Genomic DNA, 18,501 nt, shown 5'->3' with positions numbered 1-18,501 from the left:
GCTGAGGGTATGGGTCGTACAGAGAAAGTCTCTCGCCTTACGCGGCCGGAACGGCGGCGGGATCGGGCCAGAGCCACCACAGGTAGCCCGCGTAGACCGCCAGCAGCAGCGCACCTTCCCAGCGGCGGATGAGGAAACCCGTCCGCATCAGCGGCAGCAGGAGGAGCGTACTGCCCGCCATCACCGCGAGGTCGACCGGCTGCAGACCGGGCCCGCGCAAAGGGATGATCGCGCCCGAGACGCCGACGATGCCGAGCAGGTTGTAGATGTTGGAGCCGACGACATTGCCGATCGCGATGTCGGCCTGCCGCCGCAAGGCCGCCACGACGGAGGTCGCCAGCTCAGGCATACTGGTGCCGGCGGCCACAATCGTCAGGCCGATCACGGCTTCACTCAGGCCAAGGTGGCGCGCAATGGTAACGGATGAGTCGACCAGCAGATGCGAGCCCACCACCAGCACGAGCAGACCGCCGATCAGGTAGGCGATTTCGAGCGGCACGGAGCCTTTTTTCAGCGGCACCTCCATCGCTTCGGTCTGCACGGTGGCAGACTCCTTGCGTGCGAGGTAAATGTTGATGCCGGTATAGGCGACCAGGCCCACGAGGAAGACCCCCGCCTCGAAGCGGGTGATCACGCCATCCCAGAACAGTGGGATGAAGAGGAACGAGGCGGCGAGCATCACCGGCACGTCGAGCTTCATCAGCTGGCGTTGTACCTTCAGCGGCTGGATCACGGCAGCAAGGCCCAGGATGATGCAGATGTTGAAGATATTGGAGCCCACGACGTTGCCGAGGGCGATATCGCCCTGCCCTGCCAACGAGGCCCGCGTGCTGACCAGGAGCTCGGGCATGCTCGTGCCGTAGGCGACGACGGTCAGGCCCACCACCAGCGGCGTCAGCCCCAGACGCACGACCAGGGCAGCGCCGCCGCGCACAAGACCTTCGGCCCCAAACCACAGGAGGGCCAGGGAGGCGATGAGAATCAAAATCGGAACCAGTAGCGTATCCATGGGTTAAGCGGTAAGTAGTCGAAGTCGTGTCAATCAGCTAAAACGGGCGGAGGACAGGCTGCAGCTGCCCTCCGCCGAAAAGAGCGGGCCGTGGCTTACACCGCCTTGCGGGCAAGATTGCGCGCGCGCATCTCGGCCTGCCAGACGGGCAGAGCCTCGGCGGTGAGGTGAGCGGGATTGATCTCAAGCAGCGTTTGGTCGCTCATTGAGCGGTAGAGGGTCGCGAGCGCGGTCGGGCTCGTGTCCCGGGTCGAAACTTTAAAGGCCGCACAAAAGGCCTTGAGCTGATTCAACATGGTAAGAAATGCGTTCGAATTCGTCCATCCGCTGAGGGCACGCGAACCCCTCGTTTTGCCATAGATGCAGGATTCGCGTGCCCCTTTTCGGTTACACACACTTGGCAGGCGCAACGGTTCGTTGAGCGGACGCAACGAAGGCACCGGCCATGACGTTCGGCCCCGCAGGGCGCGAATAAAATGGGCCAGGGACAACCAACGCCATGAAGCGTTGGCCACAGAGGCACATGGCCTCAAGCCCAGCCGTTTTTAGAGCAGTTCCGTCTACAGGCGGAAATGCTTCAGGGACGTTTTACGCAACGCAGGGGGGCGCGGTGGGCGGATGGCTCCCGGCCTGAATCCAGCTCGTACGAACTTGGGCGGGCGCTAGATCAGGTGCCCGAGCCCAAAAGGAAACCACGCGCGGAGGCAACTTTGCCGTATCATCGAGCGCCGTCGAAAGATCCAGCTCTTCCAGCAGGCGCCAAGTGGTCGGCGGCAGGCGGTCCATCGCCGCCGCAGGCAGCAATGCCTCCAAGCCGGAGGAGGTCGAGAAGGCGCTGAATTGCGCGCTTGCATCGCCAGCCCACTGCACATGCGGTCTTTCAGCCTGTGCCAACAAGGTAAAGGCGCCGCAGAAAACCAGGAAAAATAGCAGCAGGTGCTTTATGCCTTATATGCTGCAGAAGCTGCTGCTCCAGTCAATGGGAATGGAACGCGTGACCGTTACTTACCCGCGTACCAATTGCCCTTCAGCCAAATATGGCGACGCAGCTTTTCCAACACGGGCTCCGGCAGATCGGGCAAGTCACTCACGCTCACGTTGGCCTCTGCCTGCGCCACGTTGCGCATCCCCGGGATGACCGTGCTGATGGCGGGGTGCGCGAGGGCAAACTTGAGGGCGGCCTGCGCCATCGTGTAGCCGGTATCGCGCAGGTCTTCGCGCACGCGCTCTACCCGCTCGACGGTCCGCACGAGGCGATCGCCCGCAAAGTAGCGGTTACGAAACTCGCCTTCGCCAAAGCGCGTGCGGCTGGTGAACTTGCCCGTGAGGCTGCCTTCGTCGAAGGCCACCCGGCCCATCACCGCGACGCCGTTCTCCTGCGCCAGCGGCAGCGCCTCGGCCGCCGGCAGCTGCTCAAAGATGTTGTAGACGATCTGAATCACGTCGATCTGGCCGCGCAACATCAGGGTGTTGAGCTGGTCCTGATCGTTGTCGGGCGTAGAGATGCCGAAGGCCCGGATCTTGCCCTCCTGCTTCAGTTGCGCGAGCACCTCCAGCGGGCGCGGGTCGGCATTCCAGCTACGCGACCACACATGCAGCAGCAGCACGTCGAGGCAGTCCGTTTGCAGGTTGCGCAGCCGCTCTTCCACATTTTCGCGCAGGTAGGCTGCCGGGTAGCGGTCGTCGACGCTCTCATAGGGGTGCGGCGGCCAGTTGCCGGGCACGGGCGGCGTCTTCGTGACCAGGTAAGCCTTCTCGCGCCGCCCCTGCAGCGCCTCGGCAATCACGCGCTCGCTCCGGCCATTGCCATAGCGCGCGGCGGTGTCGATCAGGTTAACGCCCGCCTCCAGCGCGCATTGCAGCGCCGCCACCGATTCGCGGTCGTCCTGCGAGCCCCAGGCGTCACCGCCCAACGCCCAACCGCCAAAACCGATCTCCGAAACCTCCCAGCCGAGTTTGCCAAACGCGCGGTATTTCATGCCGATGAGCATAGCACCGCGCGGGTGGCGGATGTCTAGTTTTTAACGGCAGCAGCGGGAGTGCCTTCATCCAAGAGTCCACGCATAGTCAGTTCCTCAACGACATCTATATACGCTTCGTAATCGTCGCTTTGCTTCGGGATGGTCCGGTCTCCGTATTCACGGATGTTCCAATCAAGCCGATATCCCCATTTGTCTTCAATCTCTGGATCTGCTCCCGCATCGAGCAGCAAGCGGACGATCCAAAACTTATCCACCGCAGCCGCCGTCATCATGGGGGTCTGCCCATTCCCGTCCTGATTGTTCAAATTCGCACCAGCTTCGGCGAGCAAGCGCACATTCTCGCGCCTCCCGTGCATGATAGCGTCGTAAATCAGAGTCCTGCCAATAGACCCCGTTTTCTGGTCAGGATTGGCTCCATGCTCCAGAAGCAGGCGCAAGTAGTCGCTGTCCTCTGCAATCGCCGCCACCTCGGTCAGAATAAGACTTCCGTTCTCATCGCGCGCAACCGTGTTGGGGTCCGCGCCATGTTCGAGCAGAAATTGGAAGCCCACCTTGTTTCTTTTGGCCAAGGCCCAAAAGAGCGGGCTCATACCCGCGCGCCCTACTGCATTCACATCAGCACCCTGTTCAAGCAGATCCTGCATCCGCGCTTCGTCCCCTCGCTCTACGGCACGGGCAAAGTCGATCTGGACTTGCTGATCAAAGTACCTGCTGGCCCTCATGCCTTGCAATGCGGCCAATGCACTGGAAGGGCCGGCGCAAGAGAGTTGAAGCCCTGCCAAAGCAGTCGCGAATAAAAGCAGACGGAATTTCATGTGAACCGAAACTTCGTTGCTCATCATGCGACCTGCTCCAAGTGCTGCAACACTCGTTTGGACGATTCGCAGCTCAATCGCCCGCCTACACCCCCTCTGCGTCCCGCCCTTCGGCGAAGCGCTCGTCGTAGTCGGCCATGGAGGCCTGCACGATTTCGAGGGCACGCTTGCGGTCGTAGCGGCCGAGGATGCGCACGGGGTTTTCGTCGGTCGTCGGGTCGAGCTTGTAGGTGCTGAAGTAGTGGTGCAGGCGGTCGACCAGGCGCTCCGGCAGGTCTTCCAACTCGTTGACGTCGCCCCACACGGGGTCCTTTTCCAGCACCGCGACCAGCTTGTCGTCGGCGCGGCCCGAGTCCAACGTGCTAAGCCCGCCGATGATACGCGCCGTCAGGAGCACCTCGGAACGGTTGATCCGGGGTTCGCTGACCACGCAAATGTCGATCGGGTCGCCGTCGGCCTCATCCGTCTCAGGGCACATGGCGGCCACGCGCCGACCCGCCAGCGTCTGCGGCACGATCCCGTAGAGCGCGGGCGGCAGGGAGGAACTCGCCTGCGGGCGATCGACCCGGATGTAACCCGTTCGACGGTCGATCTCGTATTTGATCACATCGAAGGGAGTGATCTCGATATACGCGTGCACCGTGGCGGGCGGCTGCGGCCCTCGGGAGATGCCGTGCCAGGGGTGCGGGCGGTAGGGCGTAAATTTGTAGTCGTGCAGGTCGGCCATGCCTGGGTGCAGCAGTTACGATACCGCCACCTATTTCGCGGTTTTCCCCTCGAACGGTCGGACAATCCGCAAGCTCTCGCCGGTGTCTTCCATTTCAAAAAGGCGGATGCGCTCGGTCTGGCTGTTGGGCTGGTGCAGGGCCATCATCAGTTGGCCGTCGAAGCGGTGAAACAGAAACGCGTGGCCGCCGTCTTCGGCAAAGACGGGCTCGGCCTGTTGACGCCACGGGCCCGCAAGCTTGCCGCTATCGGAGATCGCCAGGCCGACGGTGTAGCCGCCCTCCCCCACGCCCGACCAGAGCATGAACAGCTTGCCCGACTTGGAATGGTGAAACGTCGGGCCGTCCGTGACCCACGCGCCGTAGGGGTCGATCCGCTTGGCCCACGGCCCGTCGTTGCCGAAGAACAGGCGTTGCGGCTCCCCCACGGTGCCCGAAAGGTCGTCCTTGAGACGGATCATCTCCACCGTGCCGTTCACGATCTGCACCCATTCGTGGCAGTAGACCATATAGGGCACGCCGTCTTCGACGAAGAGCGTGCCGTCGAGCGTCATCATGTCGGCGGGCGGCGTCGGCTCGCGCGAAAAAGGCTCGAACGGCCCCAGCGGCGAATCGCCGACCAGCACTTGCGAGCCGCGCCGGACTCGCGGCAGCCACTCGCGCCACTGTTCGCACAGCTCCGTGGAGGTGTTGAAGGTGATGAAGAGGTAGTATTTGCCCTTGTAGGCGTGCATCTCCGGCGCCCAGATCCCGCGCATCGTCGCGCCAGGCCAGAATTCCTCCGGCGTGTCGAAAAGCTTGTGCGGCCCCTCCCACTCCACGAGGTCTTTGCTCGTATAGGCCATCACCACGCCCCGCCGGTGCCCCGCATTGTGGAACATCGACGACACTAGGTAATACGTCTGGCTCTCGGGGTCGGCCAACACGCTGGCGTCGCGCATATGCAGCTCGTCCAGGCGGTAGTTGCGGGGCTTTTCGGCCCGAAGGCTCGACAGGCAGCCACAGACGGCCAGTACAAGCAGGGAAACGAAGAGGCGAAGTTGGGGCATGTTAATACCATCTACGCCAGCTACCACAGGGGCAAGCGACCCGCGCTCCAACAGTCCGATCCGAACCCGTAAATGGCCCTCCGCTTTTCCTTGCACGCCACGCATAGATCGTCTTTAGTGCATGGTTTCCCGATGGCGGAGTGGCGGAATGGCAGACGCATCCGACTCAAAATCGGACGCCGTGAGGCGTGTGGGTTCAAGTCCCACCTCCGCTACCAGTTCCGGGAAAGTTGTAGCAGACAGCATTTTGGCTGTTCTCAATTGGTTGGCATTTCAACCTGACGCCGGAAGGGTCGCAAAGTCCTTTCCTCGTCACCCTGCCGATGTTGGGCAATCGGCTGAAAGGGTATTCACGGCCCTCACTTTGCTGGCAGAAGTCACCTGAAAGCTCACAAAGCGCGCGGGCCACTGGTCGCCACTTCCCGGCGAGGCTGCGAATTCACGTCGTTCCCCATCGGGATCAGGCTGGATGAGCCAAGAGGCGAGTAGCTGAGGCCTTAAGTCAGGCCAAGATGGATGCGATTCAGGCAAGTGGGGCCAGGCAGGATGACTCTTACCCCCTCCTCAAGATTTGGAAGTAGACAACGGCATGCCTGCACTTTAGTCGGTTGGCACATGCAGGAGAGCACGTGGTATTACCTCAATGGGAGCGATAGACAGGGCCCGGTATCAAGCGACGATATGCGCGCGAAAATTCTAGCGGGAGATATTCGCGCCGACACGATGGTCTGGGCAAGCGGGATGGCCGACTGGGCACCGCTGAACCGCAGCGCCCTGGCCGAGTGGCTGCCGGCAGGCAGCAATCCTCCCCCGCCCCCAACGCCAGCGACACCGGAGGAAACGTTCTGGCGCGATGACAAATATCTCGTGGTGCGGCGAGACTTCACGGAATTGCCGCCCCGCTGCATCCGCACCAACGCCGAGCTGCCCCGCGAGGCCATGCGTACCAAGACGTTTTACTACACCTCTCCGTGGGTGCTGCTGACGTTTTTCCTGAGCATCATCGTCTTGATCATCGTCGCACTGGCGACACGCAAGGCCGTCAAGCTGTCGCTCGGGCTTTGCTCAGCCGAACGGAAAAAGCGCCGGCTCTGGTTGCTGGGGGCTTGGATTGGGTTCTTCGCCTGCGCCAGCCTCTTTGTCTACGGGATCGCCACTGAAGATGCCTCACCTGCCGGTGCGTGGGCAATCCTCGTCTCGATGCCTGCGGCGCTGGTTTGCCTGGGGATAGCGTCTCGCTTTTCAGCCGACTTGCATGTGCGTAAAGTCCGCGGCGACTATGCCTGGCTCACGGGAGCCGGAGAGCCATTTCTTGCCAGCTTGCCCGATGCGGGCAGCCGCTTCGAAGAGTATTAAGCGTCTCACCTGCTCCAGACAAAATGCTCCCGCCCACCTCCTACGCCATGAAACGTGCCCTCCTCCTTTTACTCCCCTTCACACCTCCATGGGCTGGAGAGGACCCTATCGACCAACCATCGGAACATCACGGAAAGGTGGAGGTGAAGGCACCGGGGCAGGTTGGCCGAGGATGGCAGGAGGATACTTGAGCACTCCCCCGCCCTCTCGCGCCGGGTGCGGCTAGAGTGCACCCGGGCAAACGATATCAGCAGAGCTTCTTCCTTACGCCACCAGACCGAGGCGCTTGAGGAGGGCCTGCGGGTCGGGGTCGCGGCCCATGAACTGGCGGAAGAGCGATCAGAATTGACGCCTCAACGTCGTATTCGAAAAATGGTCATCTAGCAGGCTCTGGAATATCACCAAGCGTCCTTCCTTTGACTCATTTCAATCTAAATCTTCTGCTATTACATACCGGAAGAGCCTGCAGACCTCACAGGGCAAACGCCAAAGGGAGTGATTGCTTATCAGAACGGAATATAAATCAACGATGAAATCTAATCCTATCTATGGCATGGTTCAACTCACAGAGGACCCAAATACCGGCAAGTTACAAGGATACTACACAAATATAACAATCAATAGCTTCTTGAACGAGGAAGCTACACCTCTTGAATCGGACAACCCCAAGGTCAGGCGCTACGAGAGCCGGTGGGAGGAACGTAAAGACGTATGGGTACATGGAATTCTAACCATTGAAGAAGATCCCCAAAGCAGTGGAAGATATTTGCTTGCATGGACAGTTCAGGGGAAAACATCTCCAGCCCACAGGGGAATAGCGAAAAAAGACGGTAACACCTACTGGGGCGGCTACATTCCCGTAAAAGGATAACGGAACTTCTCCAAGACACCTTAAAGAATAGGGAATGTGGGTGCGCCGTTTGTATGCGGCGCATCCCGTTGGCCTATCTGGTCTCTACGCCACCAGACCGAGGCGCTTGAGCAGGGCTTGGGGGTCGGGGTCGCGGCCCATGAACTGGCGGAAGAGCACGGCGGGGTCTTCGCTGTTGCCCTTGGAGAGCACGTGCTCGCGGAAGGCGCGACCGACGGCGGGGCTCATGAGGCCCTCGGTCTGGAAGCGGGTGAAGGCGTCGGCATCGAGCACTTCGGCCCACTTGTAGCTGTAGTAGCCCGCAGCGTAGCCGGTGGGGCTGCTGAAGAGGTGGCTGAACTGGCGGATGATGTGGGCCGAGCGGGGCTCGGTGGGCACCAGGTAGTCGCGCAACACGTCGTCGAGCTGGGCATCGAGGTCGCCTTCGAGGAAGCGCTCGGCGTGCAGGTGCATCTCGAGGTCCATCTTGCCAAGGCAGAGCTGGCGCATCTGGAATCGGGCGGCGAAGAAGTTGCGGGCGGCCTTGGTCTTGGCAAAGAGCTCGGCAGGGATAGGCTCGCCGGTCTCGTAGTGGCGGGCGAAGAGGTCGAGGCTCTCGCGCTCCCAGCACCAGTTTTCCATGATCTGCGAGGGCAGCTCCACAAAGTCCCAGGCGACGTTGGTGCCGTTGAGGGCCTTGACTTCGACTTCGCCGAGCAGGTGGTGCAAGAGGTGACCGAATTCATGGAAGACCGTCTCCACGTCGCGGTGGGTCAACAGGGCGGGTTTCCCACCGCTGGGGGGCGTGAGGTTGCCCGCCATCAGGCCAAGGTGAGGCGTCCACTTGCCGTCGCCGCGTGGGCGTTCTCCGGTGCGGAGGTGGTTCATCCAGGCGCCGCTGCGCTTGTCTTCGCGCGGGAACCAGTCGGCGTAAAACGAGCCCAGATGCTGGCCGGTCTGCCCGTCGTGCAGGTCGTAAAATTCCACGTCTTCGTGCCACACTTCGGGCTTGTCGACGCCGGTGCGCTCGGTGATGCGCACGCCGAAGACCTTCTCGACCAGGCTGTAGAGCCCTTCGACCACACGCGTGATCGGGAAGTAGGGGCGCAGCTCTTCTTCGTCGAAGTCGTAGCGCTCGCGGCGGAGTTTTTCGGCCCAGTAGGCGCCTTCCCAAGGCTTCACGTGCCGCTTGTCGGTGCCCGTCTGTTCGGCGCGGTAGATCTCCAGCTCGTCGTTTTCCTGATCGAAGGCGGGTTTGGTCTTGCGGTGCAGGTCTTCGACAAATGCGAGGGCGGCTTCGCCCTGGCGGGCCATGCGGCGCTCGAGCACCACATCGGCAAAGTGGGCCTTACCGAGCAGGGCGGCCTTTTCCTGGCGCAGCTTCAGGATGGAGCGGAGAATGGGCGTATTGTCGTGCTCGCCCTCGCTGGCGACGCGCGCGAAAGCTTCATACAGCTCCTGCCGGAGGGCCTCGCTGTCGATGTATTTCATGGCGGGCATGAACGACGGGGCTTGCAGGGTGAAGCGCCATTGCGGGGCCTCTTCGGTGCCGTGGCCCTTGCGCAGTGCGCTTTCGCGGGCGGCTTCCTTGGCCGAGGCGGGCAGCCCGGCGAGCAGGCTTTCGTCGGTCACGATCTTTTCGTAAGCGTTGGTGGAATCGAGATCGTTTTCGCTGAACTTCTGCGTGAGGCTCGAAAGCTCGTTCTCGATCTGCTCCAGGCGCTCCTTCTTTTCGGGGGGCAGCTCGGCCCCGCTCTCGCGAAAGTCGGCCAGCGTCTCGTTGACGTAGCGGCGCTGCACGTCGTTGAGACCAGCGGCGGCCCTGCTCTCGGCATAGGCCTTCAGCGTCTGGTAGAGCGCGTCGTTGAGGGGGATGCGGGCGTAAAAGGCGGTGACGGCCGGCAGCATCGCGTTGTAGGCCTTGCGCAGCTCCGGCGAGTTGCGGACCGAATCGAGGTGGCTGACGAGGCCCCAGGCGTGCGACAGCTGTTCGGTGCCGGCTTCGAGGGCGAGGTAGGTGTTCTCGAAGGTAAGGGTGAGGGGGTCGCGCGCTGCCACATTGTCCACAGCGGCCTGCGCCTGTTTCAGGGCCAGCTCGATATCGGGCTGCACGCGCTCGGGCGTCAGCTGGCTCCAACGGATTTCAAGGCGGTCGTCGAGAAAGGGGTGCTCCATGTTGTCTGTATCTGGGTTGCTGCAAGCTTGCGGCAGGCGGGAACAACCGCAAACGCAAAGGGGTGGAAATTATCGCAAAAACCTCTGGCGAACTCTGGCTGGTGATGACACTTTAGAGTTCGTGGAAAGCTCCCTCGCCATTACGTATCACGAGCACGGCAAGCCGCTCGACGTCCTCCGCCTGGAGGAAATCACGCTGCCGCGCGTCGGTCCGCAAGACGTCAAGGTCAAGTTGTTGAAGGCGGTGATCAACCCCAGCGACTTCGGCATGATCCTTGGTAACTACGGTCGCCTCGCCGAGCTGCCAGCGGTGGCCGGGCGCGAGGGCGTAGGCGAGATCATCGAAGTGGGCAGCGAGGTGACGCACCTGCGCGTGGGAGACCGCGTGCGCTTCCCCGAGGAGTTTGGCGCGTGGCGCACGGCCACCGTCGTGCAGGCCAAGAACCTCTGGAAGGTGCCACAGGATGTGGATGTGAGCCTCGCCGCGATGGCGTGGGTCAACCCGCCCACCTCCTGGCGCATCCTGCGCGACGCGAACATCCACGAGGGCTCCTGGATCGTCCAGAACGCCGCCAACTCGGCCGTGGGCATCTTCACCATCCAGATGGCGAAGTATCTGGGCCTGAAGACCCTCAACGTGGTGCGCCGCGAAGAGCTGATCGAGCCGCTGACCAAAATGGGGGCAGACGTAGTCGTGACCGAAGACAGCGGCTACGAAAAGAACATCAAGGAGCTGACGAACGGCGGGCAAATCTCGCTCGCGCTCAATTCCGTGGGGGGCGAGAGCGCCATCCGCCTGGTCAAGGCCCTTTCGCGCGGCGGCATGCACGTGACGTTTGGCGCCATGACTTTCGAAGATGTGCGCTGGCCCACCCGCTTCCTCATCTTCAACGATATCACGATCAAGGGCTTCTGGCTCGACCGCTGGTATCGCGACAATTCGCCCGAGCGCATCCAGGTGATGTTCGACAACCTGTTCAACCTCATGCGCACGGGCGTCATCTCGGCCCCGATCTCCGCCAGCTACAAGCTGGAAGACTTCAAGCAAGCCCTCGAAGCCAGCACCCAGCCCAAGCTCGGCAAGGTGCTGCTGGAGCCGTAAAAGGCCCCTCCGGTCAGGATTTGTGTGCTGGCGCGCCCAGAAGGCCGCCAGCCAGTTCGAGCGCTTCCTTAAACGGCTCCGCCGATCCCATAGCTTGCGATACGACGAGGCCGCCTTCGAGCAGCATGACGGCTTGCCGGGCACGCGCTGCCGCATCTTCCGGGCTTGAGTCGCCACGCAAAGGGATCTGCGCCACCAGATCGAGCAGCACCTGAAGCAGACTGCGCACTTCGTCCGCAAAAAGCGCCTCACCTCCGTGTGGATACGTGAGGGTATTGAGGAGGCAGGCGGTCTGGCCTTGGCTGTAATACGCGCCGAGAAAGCCTTTCAGCCCGGCGACCTGCTCGGCAATGGGCGCAGCAGCAGGGACGGCCTGCTCAAAGCTCTCCCGCAATTGCGCCTCCGTCACGCGCAGGACTTCCCGCGCCATCTCATCTTTGCCGCCCGGAAAGCGGTGATAGAGGCTGGCTTTCTTCAGGCCCGTGGCGCGCTCCAGCTCGCTGAGCGCAGCGCCTTCGTAGCCGAACTTCCGAAAGGTGGTACGTAGCTCTCGAATCAGCGTTTCCTGGTCTACCGTGTGTTTGCGTCCCATAACAGCAATTTACCGAATGATCGGTAAAGATCACTTGACGTGCAAACATCCTTGGCAATTATTTTATTTACCGATCATTCGGTAAAATATGAATGCGATTCAATACCAGACCAAACAAGTAGACGACGTGGAGGTCTTTTACCGCGAAGCGGGCGACCGTAACACACCCACCCTGCTCCTGCTGCACGGCTTCCCGACCTCCAGCCACATGTACCGGCAGGTGATCCCGCTACTGGCGGAGCACTTTCACGTAGTGGCGCCCGACTTGCCGGGCTTTGGCTACACCAAAGCACCCCCGCGCGGGCAGTTCGCCTACACCTTCGACAACCTCTACCGCACCCTCCACCGCTTTACGGAGGCGCTGCAACTCCAGCGCTACGCGCTCTACGTCTTCGACTACGGCGCGCCGGTGGGCTTCCGCCTGGCGGCCGCTGCACCGGAGAAGATTACGGCGATCATCAGCCAGAACGGCAATGCCTACGAGGAGGGCTTGCTCGGCGCCTGGGACCCCATCCGCGCCTATTGGGAGCAACCGACGCAGGCGAATCGCGACGCATTGCGCGCCTTCCTCACGGCAGAGGCCACGGCCAAATACCAATACTTTTACGGTGTGCCGGAGCATTTGAAGAGCCGGATCAGCCCCGACGCCCTCGCTCACGATCAGGCGATTCTGGACCGCAATCCGGAAATCCAGCTCGACCTCTTCGGCGATTACCAGACCAACGTCGCTCTCTACCCCGAGTGGCAGGCGTATTTCCGCCAGCACCAACCCCCGCTGCTCGCGGTGTGGGGGCAGAACGATGTCTTCTTTGGGCCAGACGGCGCGCGCGGCTATCAACGGGATATCCCGGCAGCCTCGATCAACTTCTTCGACACCGGCCACTTTGCGCTGGAGACCCATAGCGCGGAGATTGCCGACAAGATGATCGAATTCCTGCAGCAGCACCTGCGTTGATCCTTCCCCTGCCCTGAAATTGGCCTCAAGCCAGACCGGCACGAGCCGACTTTCGCAGCAGGACTTTCTTCGTGATTGGTGCACTCAACAGCTCCTCCGCCTATTTCGCCTCGGCCTACCAGCGCGCCGAGGCAGGCGGAGCGAAAGCAGACCCCGGCGACGAAGCGGCCCAAAAGCAAGCCGACGACAAGCAGGCCGCGCAGGAGCAGCGCCAGATCGACCGCGAAGTGGAGCAGTTGAAAAAGCGCGACACGGAGGTGCGCGTGCACGAGCAGGCACACCTCGCTGCCGCCGCAGGCATCTCCGTCAGCGGGCCGAATTACGAGACGACGCAGGGGCCCGACGGCAAGACCTACGTTACCGGAGGCAACGTCCAGATCGACACCTCGCCAGCCGCAACGGCGGAGGGCACGATCGACAAGGCGCGGCGCATCCGTGCGGCCGCCCTCGCCCCAGCCCAACCTTCGGGGGCCGACCTGAGCGTAGCCGCCTCCGCCACTCGGATGGAAGCCGAGGCACGGGCCGAAGTCCGTGCGGCCGAACAGGAGGCGCTCAGCGAAGGCAAGGACGGCAAGCCAACGGACACAAAGGTCAGCGGCGAAGCACCCGGGTTGGAAACGGAACAGAACAGCCGTAGCGGCGTCGCACATACCAAGGAGCCGGCGCACCTCGCCCAATGTCCTGACTGCCAGCGCAAGGCGTTCGGGCTGGAGCCCACTCAGGAAAGTCGCCTGCTGGGCGTCGGATAGGCCATTATCGCTTCCGGTTCCACTGGGGATCGCCAAAATGGGTCTTCCACCGGTCCAAAGCCTGCGGATCGGTCTGGGCAGGCACCGCAGTCGGGAACGGCAGCTCCAGCCGCGAAGCGATCAACTCGATAAAGGAACGCTCGAAGAGGTCCAGCGGTGCACCTTCCGGTAGCGTGATGGAGCCCTGCACGAGCAAGCCGTCGCGGTGACGCTTCATCGCCGCACCCGCCAGCTTTTGCCGCGTCTCGGCGTGCACGACGTCGAAAGGCTCCGCACTCTGGAAACACTGCCCCGCCACCCGGGCCGGCGTGTGGGGTTGCCCTTCGCGGCAAGCGCATGATTGCAGCTCGGCCGGGCAATCGAAGGCCAAGAGGCAGGCAGCCACCGCCTCGTGGACCTGCCGGTAAAGCTCGCCGGCGCGCACTTGATAGAGCGGATGAGCGGGCGGCAGCGCCAGTGCATAGGTAAAATCGGCGCCATGCGGCACCATTCCACCCCCCGTAAGGCGGCGAACGATCGGCAGCGCCTGGTCGGCAAGAAAGGCCGACACCTCGGCCCAACGTTGGCTATAGCCAAACGTGGCCCCCGGCTCCGACCAACCATAACAGCGGATACGCGCCTGGACCGGGTGGGAGTAGTCGTGGAGCAAAATGGCATCGTAGGCCATGTTTTCCACGATGCCTACCCGGCGGAACGGACTGACGTAAAATGCGCTGTTCATCCTGCTATACCATATGGTCTATCCCTCCAATCCCCGTTGTCGCAAGGGTAAAGGCGATTTAATCTGCCCCCATCATCTGTAAATACCCTTACGTGATCGTGCGTTTGGCATGAATCAGAACGCTAGCCTTCCTTTTTGGCAATCCAGCCATGCAATAAGCAATAAACATGCACTTAAGTGGGTTATTTCAGGCAAGATGCCGGGGCACAATCGAGGCGGCATCTCAGGTTGAAACACAGGCTGGGAGCTACGCACCAACCCCTGCATCGACGCCGGATCTCCCTCATATCAAACGCACAAAGTGTAAGGTATAAACGGTTGGGTTTTCCTTTGCATCGGCTAGAAGTAGCCCCCACGCTGGCCAAACTGACTCCCATGCCTCATGCAAAAGCACCTCTTCCTTCTCTCTGTATTGGCCTTACCACTATGGCCTGCTTACTCCCACGCGGAGGTGGTCAAATCGCGTAGCAGCGCTTTTGTCCTCAGCCGCTCCTCGACTTATACCGCCGCAGCCAGCGCCGGCTCCTCCGTCCGCAGCTTCCAGGCCGTCGTCGGCAGCAGCACGGGGACGGGCACGCCCCAACTGGTGCCCATCACCTTCAGTTCCAACCCACTTGCCACCACGGTTTACGATCCCGCGGACCACCACCAGCTGCACAGCTTGAACGCCAATGCGTCGGTGGCGGTAATGGGCAACAAGGTTTACGATTACAACGCCTACACGGGCGACAACCTCTATGACGACGGCTTTTTCCTCGTGCCCGATGTGGACACCGGGGTAGGTTACGACTTGCGCCTGCCTCCCGGGGAAAGCTGGACCTGGAACAGCCGTGTGCGCCTCAACGCGGCCGGCGACCGCCTCTTTGTCCTGCACGATGACGATGCAGATGATGATCTGGAGCTGCATATCGCGCCCGTGCCACGCGATGGGCAACTCACTGATCTCGACCCGGTGACGCAAGTGTCGGACCTCCTGCCGGAAAACCACGACTTCCGCGAGCTGTGGGCGACGCATCGCGAGGGCCAAACCACGCTCTTCTTCTCCTACTCGCTGGAAGATACCGAGGGCGACAACCTGCGCGACCAGCTTCTCGTGTGGACCGAAGGCGACGCCAGCGCCACCTTTTACGACCTCAGCGTCTTGGTCGCCGAAGGCTTGGGGGGCGGCTTGGCGGCGGAAGGCGTATCGGTGGATTTTATCGTCTCCGCCGATGGCTCCACCTTGGTGGGCGACTACTATCTTGCCGGGACCGATCGTCCCAAGCCGTTCTGCTACTCCTTTGCCGAGGGGCTCGCGACGCTGCCCAGCCTGCCTCCCGCCTCGCAGATCTCCGCGATCTACCCCAGCACCGACGGGCAACAGATTGTGCTTTGGGTGCAGTCCAACGGCCTGCCCGACCGGTGGATCCACTGGCAACCTTTTGACGCCGCGACGCCTAACACACACGATCTGCCGTATGCCGACTCCGAAGAAGCGGCCCTCGGGCTGATGGCGCTGCTCGGCGGCGAACCCCAGCCGGGGGGCTTTCTCCGCCTCCGTCAGCCAGCCTCCGACCCGTCTCCCGATACCCTGCGCTACCTCGTCCCCGGCACGGGAGAGCTGCGCACCCTCTACCCCAGCCTGTTCGAGCGCTATAACGTGCCTTGGACGGAAGCGCGCCAGGAGCATACCGATTCAGTCTATCTGACGCCCGACCAGCGCTATCTGGTGGCCGACGTGTTGACCACGCAATGGCCGTGGCGCCTCAAGCTGCACGCTGCGCGCACGGAGGTGTTGGCGGCCTTCCCCACCCTGCCAGCGCAGCAGGCCGATGGCTGGAACAAAAGCCCGTGGCTCGGCTGGTTCTTTGCCGACCGCTTCCCCTGGGTCTGGGCACCCCCGCACGGCTGGCTGTGGAGTGGAGGCAGCGGCCCCAACCACTGGTTCCTCGACTCCGGCCTCGGCTGGATCTACACCGGCGAGACTTTTTACCCGTGGATCTGGCAGGACGAAACAAGCCGCTGGATCTTCAACGACAAGGGCCGCCGCTGGTACTTCGACCCCCAGCGCCTGGCCGGCGAGCAATGGTATCATGTGCCAGCCCGATAGTGGCACCGCCGCCCGCCGAATATAATCCGGCGGGCTTTTTTCAAGGTCACTGAGGCTACTCCACGTTCTGAACCTGCTCCCGGATACGCTCGATCTCGTTCTTGGCCTCGATCACCTGCTTGGTCACGGCGAGGTTGTTGGCCTTGGAGCCGATGGTGTTGAACTCGCGGTGGATCTCCTGGACGATGAACTCGAGCTTGCGGCCGATCACGCCGTCCTTTTCCGCGGAATAAAGCGTCTCGCGGATCTGGTCGAGGTGGGAGTCCAGACGGGTCAGCTCTTCGGTCACGTCGATGCGGTCGGCAAAAATGGCTACTTCCTTCAGCACGCGCTCGTCCTGCAGGTCCAGCTCCAGCCCGGCCTGGCGCAGGCGGTCGAGCAAGGCCTGGCGGTAGTTGGGCAGCGTGTCGGCGCAGACGGTCTGGATCTCGCTCCAGCAGGCACGCAGGCGGTCGACCCGCTCGGCCAGATCTCGCTGCAGGGCCTCACCCTCCGTCGCACGCATGGCGTTGATCGCCTCCAGCGCGCGGTCGAGGGCCTGCATGGCGCAGGGCTCCACCTCGTCGGCCTTGGGCAGGTCGGCATCGACACGGTGCTGCTGCACGAGGCGGAAAAGCGTGTCCACATCCGGCGGCCACTTGGAACCGACCTTGAAGGCGAGCTTGTTCAGCTTTTGCAGCGTGGCCTCAACCGCGTCGGCATCCCAGGCCAGCGCGCCCTGTCCTTCCGCCGCATCGACGGTCAGCACGGTGTGGATCTTGCCCCGCTGCATGCGCTCCCGGATCACGGCGGCCAGCGGACGCTCGAGCGCCTGCCACTCCTTCGGCAGGTTGAACGAAGTCTCCAGGTTCCGCCGGTTGACGGAGCTGAGTTCGATGTTGATCACAAGCCCCTCCCAGGTGGCGGAGCCCCGCCCAAATCCGGTCATCGATTGCATGTGCGCAATGCAGGCGGTTTTGGGCCCCGCTGGCAACGGGAAAGGTGGGGGAGCGTGCTCCAATAAAGATTCGCCGCAGCCAGCCAGAACGTTAAGCTGACGCTCATGAAGTTATCCTTGGTCGCGGTGGTTGGCTTGCTCATGGTTTCGGGCGCTCCTTTGCACGCCGAAGAAACGACACCTGCGGACCTGGAGGCGTTCCTCGCCCCGATCATCGCGATCATTCAGGCCGAAGGGAATGACGAGCTGAGCGCGGAGGAAAAGGCACTGGTGGAGCGGGTCGAAACTCATCGTTATCCACATGTTGCCGCGCACCACCTCATCGCACACGAAGACCCTCAGGTGCAGATCTTCGCGGCCTACGCTATGCTCAGCCTAGACCCGGACCCGTTGTGGGAACCGTGGTTCACGTTACGTGACATTGCGGAGAGAGGTGCCTCGATGAAACCGCTCGGGGCTAGTGTCGCCGCGTTTCTGGAGAGCGAAGATCCCCGAGCCCGCGCCGCGGCTGCCGCGACCATCGGATTCATTGGCTACGATTCGGCAGTTCCAGAACTAAAAGCCTGCCTCACGGAGGAGCATAACTGGTGCCTCGTCTTCGCAGCAGCGGAAGCCTTGGGACGCTTGAACGCACGGTCCGCCCTGCCCGAACTGAAGAGGGTAGCAAAATGCTTTTGGTATCCTCCGGTACGAGAGGCCTCCCGAAATGCCGTGTCTGCAATCGAGGGAGAGGCTAAATACGACGTGGTGGAAATAGGCGGCAGGATGGAATTAATCGTAGCCTTCAATAAACATGAACATGCGTCGCTAAGGTCGGCACATGAACAAGACGAGCAGTCCACGCTTCCGATCACGATCTATACCGAAGAGCCTAGTCAGCTCAGTCCTGACCAACTCAAGACGTTCACCTACAAATTTGAGCGTGTCGGCTCAGGAGCTGAAGGCGAGGAGACTTGGTGGGAAGAGGAACTGCCCGTATGTGGCCTGCAACTCGACGAAGGCTACCTTCTGGGGTACGATGGCGGAGAATGGGGCGGCGGGCTGCTCTACTTCCGCTTTCGACAAGAAAAGGATCCGCAGGTAGTACTGCCCCTGAACATCGGTAGCATCCATCGAATGACAACCGGCGTTGTTGCTATCCAACAGCCTGCGATGGTGCCGCCGAACAGCGTGATCTACAAAATCGAATTTCCGATCGGAAAGCCGCCCACTGCCCAGTATCTACTGACGCTACCGGGCGTGATGCGCAGCTCCCATCTCCTCGCCAACGGCAGCCTATTCGTCGACTGCTTCGGCGGTGCGGTGGTGGTGTCGCCCGAGGGTGAAATAGCGATGGCGACGCCGGAGAATGTGGGGATGCCGCCAGAGTAGAGCCGCCCGGCAATAGACTGGATT

At 62.0% G+C, this 18,501-nt stretch carries 17 protein-coding genes and 1 tRNA gene; 8 read left to right on the top strand and 10 right to left on the bottom strand.

Annotation, left to right across the window (positions count from 1 at the left end; translation table 11 throughout):
* Positions 1 to 37: 37 nt before the first annotated feature.
* The 6 genes from Q7P63_14980 to Q7P63_14955 all read right to left on the bottom strand — a co-directional run bounded on the left by Q7P63_14980 (position 38) and on the right by Q7P63_14955 (position 5,580).
* Positions 38 to 1,009 carry a calcium/sodium antiporter gene (locus tag Q7P63_14980; GenBank protein MDP0501395.1) on the bottom strand — a complete coding sequence of 324 codons (972 nt, stop codon included), beginning with the start codon at positions 1,007 to 1,009 and terminating at the stop codon, positions 38 to 40.
* A gap of 95 nt (positions 1,010 to 1,104) precedes the next feature.
* Positions 1,105 to 1,305 carry a hypothetical protein gene (locus tag Q7P63_14975; protein ID MDP0501394.1) on the bottom strand — a complete coding sequence of 67 codons (201 nt, stop codon included), beginning with the start codon at positions 1,303 to 1,305 and terminating at the stop codon, positions 1,105 to 1,107.
* Positions 1,306 to 2,010: 705 nt separating this feature from the next.
* Positions 2,011 to 2,988: an aldo/keto reductase gene (locus Q7P63_14970; protein MDP0501393.1), complete on the bottom strand. Its 978-nt coding sequence runs from the start codon at positions 2,986 to 2,988 to the stop codon at positions 2,011 to 2,013.
* Positions 2,989 to 3,023: 35 nt separating this feature from the next.
* On the bottom strand, positions 3,024 to 3,830 hold the full coding sequence (locus tag Q7P63_14965; protein ID MDP0501392.1) for an ankyrin repeat domain-containing protein: 807 nt from the start codon (positions 3,828 to 3,830) through the stop codon (positions 3,024 to 3,026).
* A 61-nt stretch (positions 3,831 to 3,891) separates the two neighbouring features.
* Positions 3,892 to 4,533 carry an inorganic pyrophosphatase gene (locus Q7P63_14960; protein MDP0501391.1) on the bottom strand — a complete coding sequence of 214 codons (642 nt, stop codon included), beginning with the start codon at positions 4,531 to 4,533 and terminating at the stop codon, positions 3,892 to 3,894.
* A 30-nt stretch (positions 4,534 to 4,563) separates the two neighbouring features.
* Positions 4,564 to 5,580 (bottom strand): glycoside hydrolase family 43 protein, encoded by a 1,017-nt coding sequence (locus tag Q7P63_14955; protein MDP0501390.1) that lies wholly within the window; start codon positions 5,578 to 5,580, stop codon positions 4,564 to 4,566.
* 134 nt (positions 5,581 to 5,714) lie between these two features.
* Here Q7P63_14955 and Q7P63_14950 point away from each other — a divergent pair.
* The 3 genes from Q7P63_14950 to Q7P63_14940 all read left to right on the top strand — a co-directional run bounded on the left by Q7P63_14950 (position 5,715) and on the right by Q7P63_14940 (position 7,807).
* Positions 5,715 to 5,798 (top strand) — tRNA-Leu (locus Q7P63_14950).
* Between the two features lie 397 nt (positions 5,799 to 6,195).
* Positions 6,196 to 6,936, top strand: coding sequence for a DUF4339 domain-containing protein (locus tag Q7P63_14945; GenBank protein ID MDP0501389.1), 741 nt, complete (start codon positions 6,196 to 6,198; stop codon positions 6,934 to 6,936).
* A 553-nt stretch (positions 6,937 to 7,489) separates the two neighbouring features.
* A complete protein-coding gene (locus tag Q7P63_14940; protein ID MDP0501388.1) occupies positions 7,490 to 7,807 on the top strand; it encodes a hypothetical protein in 318 nt (105 codons plus the stop codon).
* Between the two features lie 84 nt (positions 7,808 to 7,891).
* Here Q7P63_14940 and Q7P63_14935 read toward each other — a convergent pair whose 3' ends face one another.
* A complete protein-coding gene (locus tag Q7P63_14935) occupies positions 7,892 to 9,961 on the bottom strand; it encodes a M3 family metallopeptidase (protein MDP0501387.1) in 2,070 nt (689 codons plus the stop codon).
* A 121-nt stretch (positions 9,962 to 10,082) separates the two neighbouring features.
* On the opposite strand from Q7P63_14935, the gene Q7P63_14930 reads away from it, so the two are divergent.
* Positions 10,083 to 11,063, top strand: coding sequence for a 2-enoyl thioester reductase domain-containing protein (locus Q7P63_14930; GenBank protein ID MDP0501386.1), 981 nt, complete (start codon positions 10,083 to 10,085; stop codon positions 11,061 to 11,063).
* 13 nt (positions 11,064 to 11,076) lie between these two features.
* Here the strand turns inward: Q7P63_14930 and Q7P63_14925 are convergent, their stop codons facing one another.
* On the bottom strand, positions 11,077 to 11,655 hold the full coding sequence (locus tag Q7P63_14925; protein ID MDP0501385.1) for a TetR/AcrR family transcriptional regulator: 579 nt from the start codon (positions 11,653 to 11,655) through the stop codon (positions 11,077 to 11,079).
* An 88-nt stretch (positions 11,656 to 11,743) separates the two neighbouring features.
* Here Q7P63_14925 and Q7P63_14920 point away from each other — a divergent pair, with 88 nt between their 5' ends.
* Positions 11,744 to 12,610 carry an alpha/beta hydrolase gene (locus tag Q7P63_14920; GenBank protein ID MDP0501384.1) on the top strand — a complete coding sequence of 289 codons (867 nt, stop codon included), beginning with the start codon at positions 11,744 to 11,746 and terminating at the stop codon, positions 12,608 to 12,610.
* Between the two features lie 71 nt (positions 12,611 to 12,681).
* Positions 12,682 to 13,359 (top strand): putative metalloprotease CJM1_0395 family protein, encoded by a 678-nt coding sequence (locus Q7P63_14915; protein ID MDP0501383.1) that lies wholly within the window; start codon positions 12,682 to 12,684, stop codon positions 13,357 to 13,359.
* A 4-nt stretch (positions 13,360 to 13,363) separates the two neighbouring features.
* Here Q7P63_14915 and Q7P63_14910 read toward each other — a convergent pair whose 3' ends face one another.
* Positions 13,364 to 14,080 (bottom strand): hypothetical protein, encoded by a 717-nt coding sequence (locus tag Q7P63_14910; protein ID MDP0501382.1) that lies wholly within the window; start codon positions 14,078 to 14,080, stop codon positions 13,364 to 13,366.
* A gap of 451 nt (positions 14,081 to 14,531) precedes the next feature.
* Between Q7P63_14910 and Q7P63_14905 the strand changes: the two genes are divergently transcribed.
* Complete coding sequence (locus Q7P63_14905) at positions 14,532 to 16,169, top strand: hypothetical protein (GenBank protein ID MDP0501381.1); 1,638 nt, start codon at positions 14,532 to 14,534, stop codon at positions 16,167 to 16,169.
* A gap of 55 nt (positions 16,170 to 16,224) precedes the next feature.
* Here the strand turns inward: Q7P63_14905 and Q7P63_14900 are convergent, their stop codons facing one another.
* Positions 16,225 to 17,106 (bottom strand): YicC/YloC family endoribonuclease, encoded by an 882-nt coding sequence (locus Q7P63_14900; GenBank protein ID MDP0501380.1) that lies wholly within the window; start codon positions 17,104 to 17,106, stop codon positions 16,225 to 16,227.
* Between the two features lie 105 nt (positions 17,107 to 17,211).
* On the opposite strand from Q7P63_14900, the gene Q7P63_14895 reads away from it, so the two are divergent.
* Positions 17,212 to 18,477 (top strand): HEAT repeat domain-containing protein, encoded by a 1,266-nt coding sequence (locus Q7P63_14895; protein ID MDP0501379.1) that lies wholly within the window; start codon positions 17,212 to 17,214, stop codon positions 18,475 to 18,477.
* The last annotated feature ends 24 nt before the right edge of the window (positions 18,478 to 18,501 follow it).

The sequence above is a fragment of the Verrucomicrobiota bacterium JB022 genome, from assembly GCA_030673845.1.
In the GTDB taxonomy this organism is placed as follows: Bacteria; Verrucomicrobiota; Verrucomicrobiia; order Opitutales; family Oceanipulchritudinaceae; genus WOUP01.
Note: the sequence above shows the minus strand (reverse complement) of the source record. Positions and strands in the feature narration are given on the sequence as shown.

Excerpts from the sequence above, each read along its gene's own strand:
- Q7P63_14965 (MDP0501392.1), bottom strand. The coding sequence starts at position 3,830 with ATGAGCAACGAAGTTTCGGTTCACATGAAATTCCGTCTGCTTTTATTC.
- Q7P63_14900 (MDP0501380.1), bottom strand. The coding sequence starts at position 17,106 with ATGCAATCGATGACCGGATTTGGGCGGGGCTCCGCCACCTGGGAGGGG.
- Q7P63_14945 (MDP0501389.1), top strand. The coding sequence starts at position 6,196 with ATGCAGGAGAGCACGTGGTATTACCTCAATGGGAGCGATAGACAGGGC.
- Q7P63_14940 (MDP0501388.1), top strand. The coding sequence starts at position 7,490 with ATGGTTCAACTCACAGAGGACCCAAATACCGGCAAGTTACAAGGATAC.
- Q7P63_14960 (MDP0501391.1), bottom strand. The coding sequence starts at position 4,533 with ATGGCCGACCTGCACGACTACAAATTTACGCCCTACCGCCCGCACCCC.
- Q7P63_14925 (MDP0501385.1), bottom strand. The coding sequence starts at position 11,655 with ATGGGACGCAAACACACGGTAGACCAGGAAACGCTGATTCGAGAGCTA.
- Q7P63_14935 (MDP0501387.1), bottom strand. The coding sequence starts at position 9,961 with ATGGAGCACCCCTTTCTCGACGACCGCCTTGAAATCCGTTGGAGCCAG.
- Q7P63_14970 (MDP0501393.1), bottom strand. The coding sequence starts at position 2,988 with ATGAAATACCGCGCGTTTGGCAAACTCGGCTGGGAGGTTTCGGAGATC.
- Q7P63_14980 (MDP0501395.1), bottom strand. The coding sequence starts at position 1,009 with ATGGATACGCTACTGGTTCCGATTTTGATTCTCATCGCCTCCCTGGCC.
- Q7P63_14920 (MDP0501384.1), top strand. The coding sequence starts at position 11,744 with ATGAATGCGATTCAATACCAGACCAAACAAGTAGACGACGTGGAGGTC.
- Q7P63_14955 (MDP0501390.1), bottom strand. The coding sequence starts at position 5,580 with ATGCCCCAACTTCGCCTCTTCGTTTCCCTGCTTGTACTGGCCGTCTGT.
- Q7P63_14975 (MDP0501394.1), bottom strand. The coding sequence starts at position 1,305 with ATGTTGAATCAGCTCAAGGCCTTTTGTGCGGCCTTTAAAGTTTCGACC.
- Q7P63_14910 (MDP0501382.1), bottom strand. The coding sequence starts at position 14,080 with ATGAACAGCGCATTTTACGTCAGTCCGTTCCGCCGGGTAGGCATCGTG.
- Q7P63_14895 (MDP0501379.1), top strand. The coding sequence starts at position 17,212 with ATGAAGTTATCCTTGGTCGCGGTGGTTGGCTTGCTCATGGTTTCGGGC.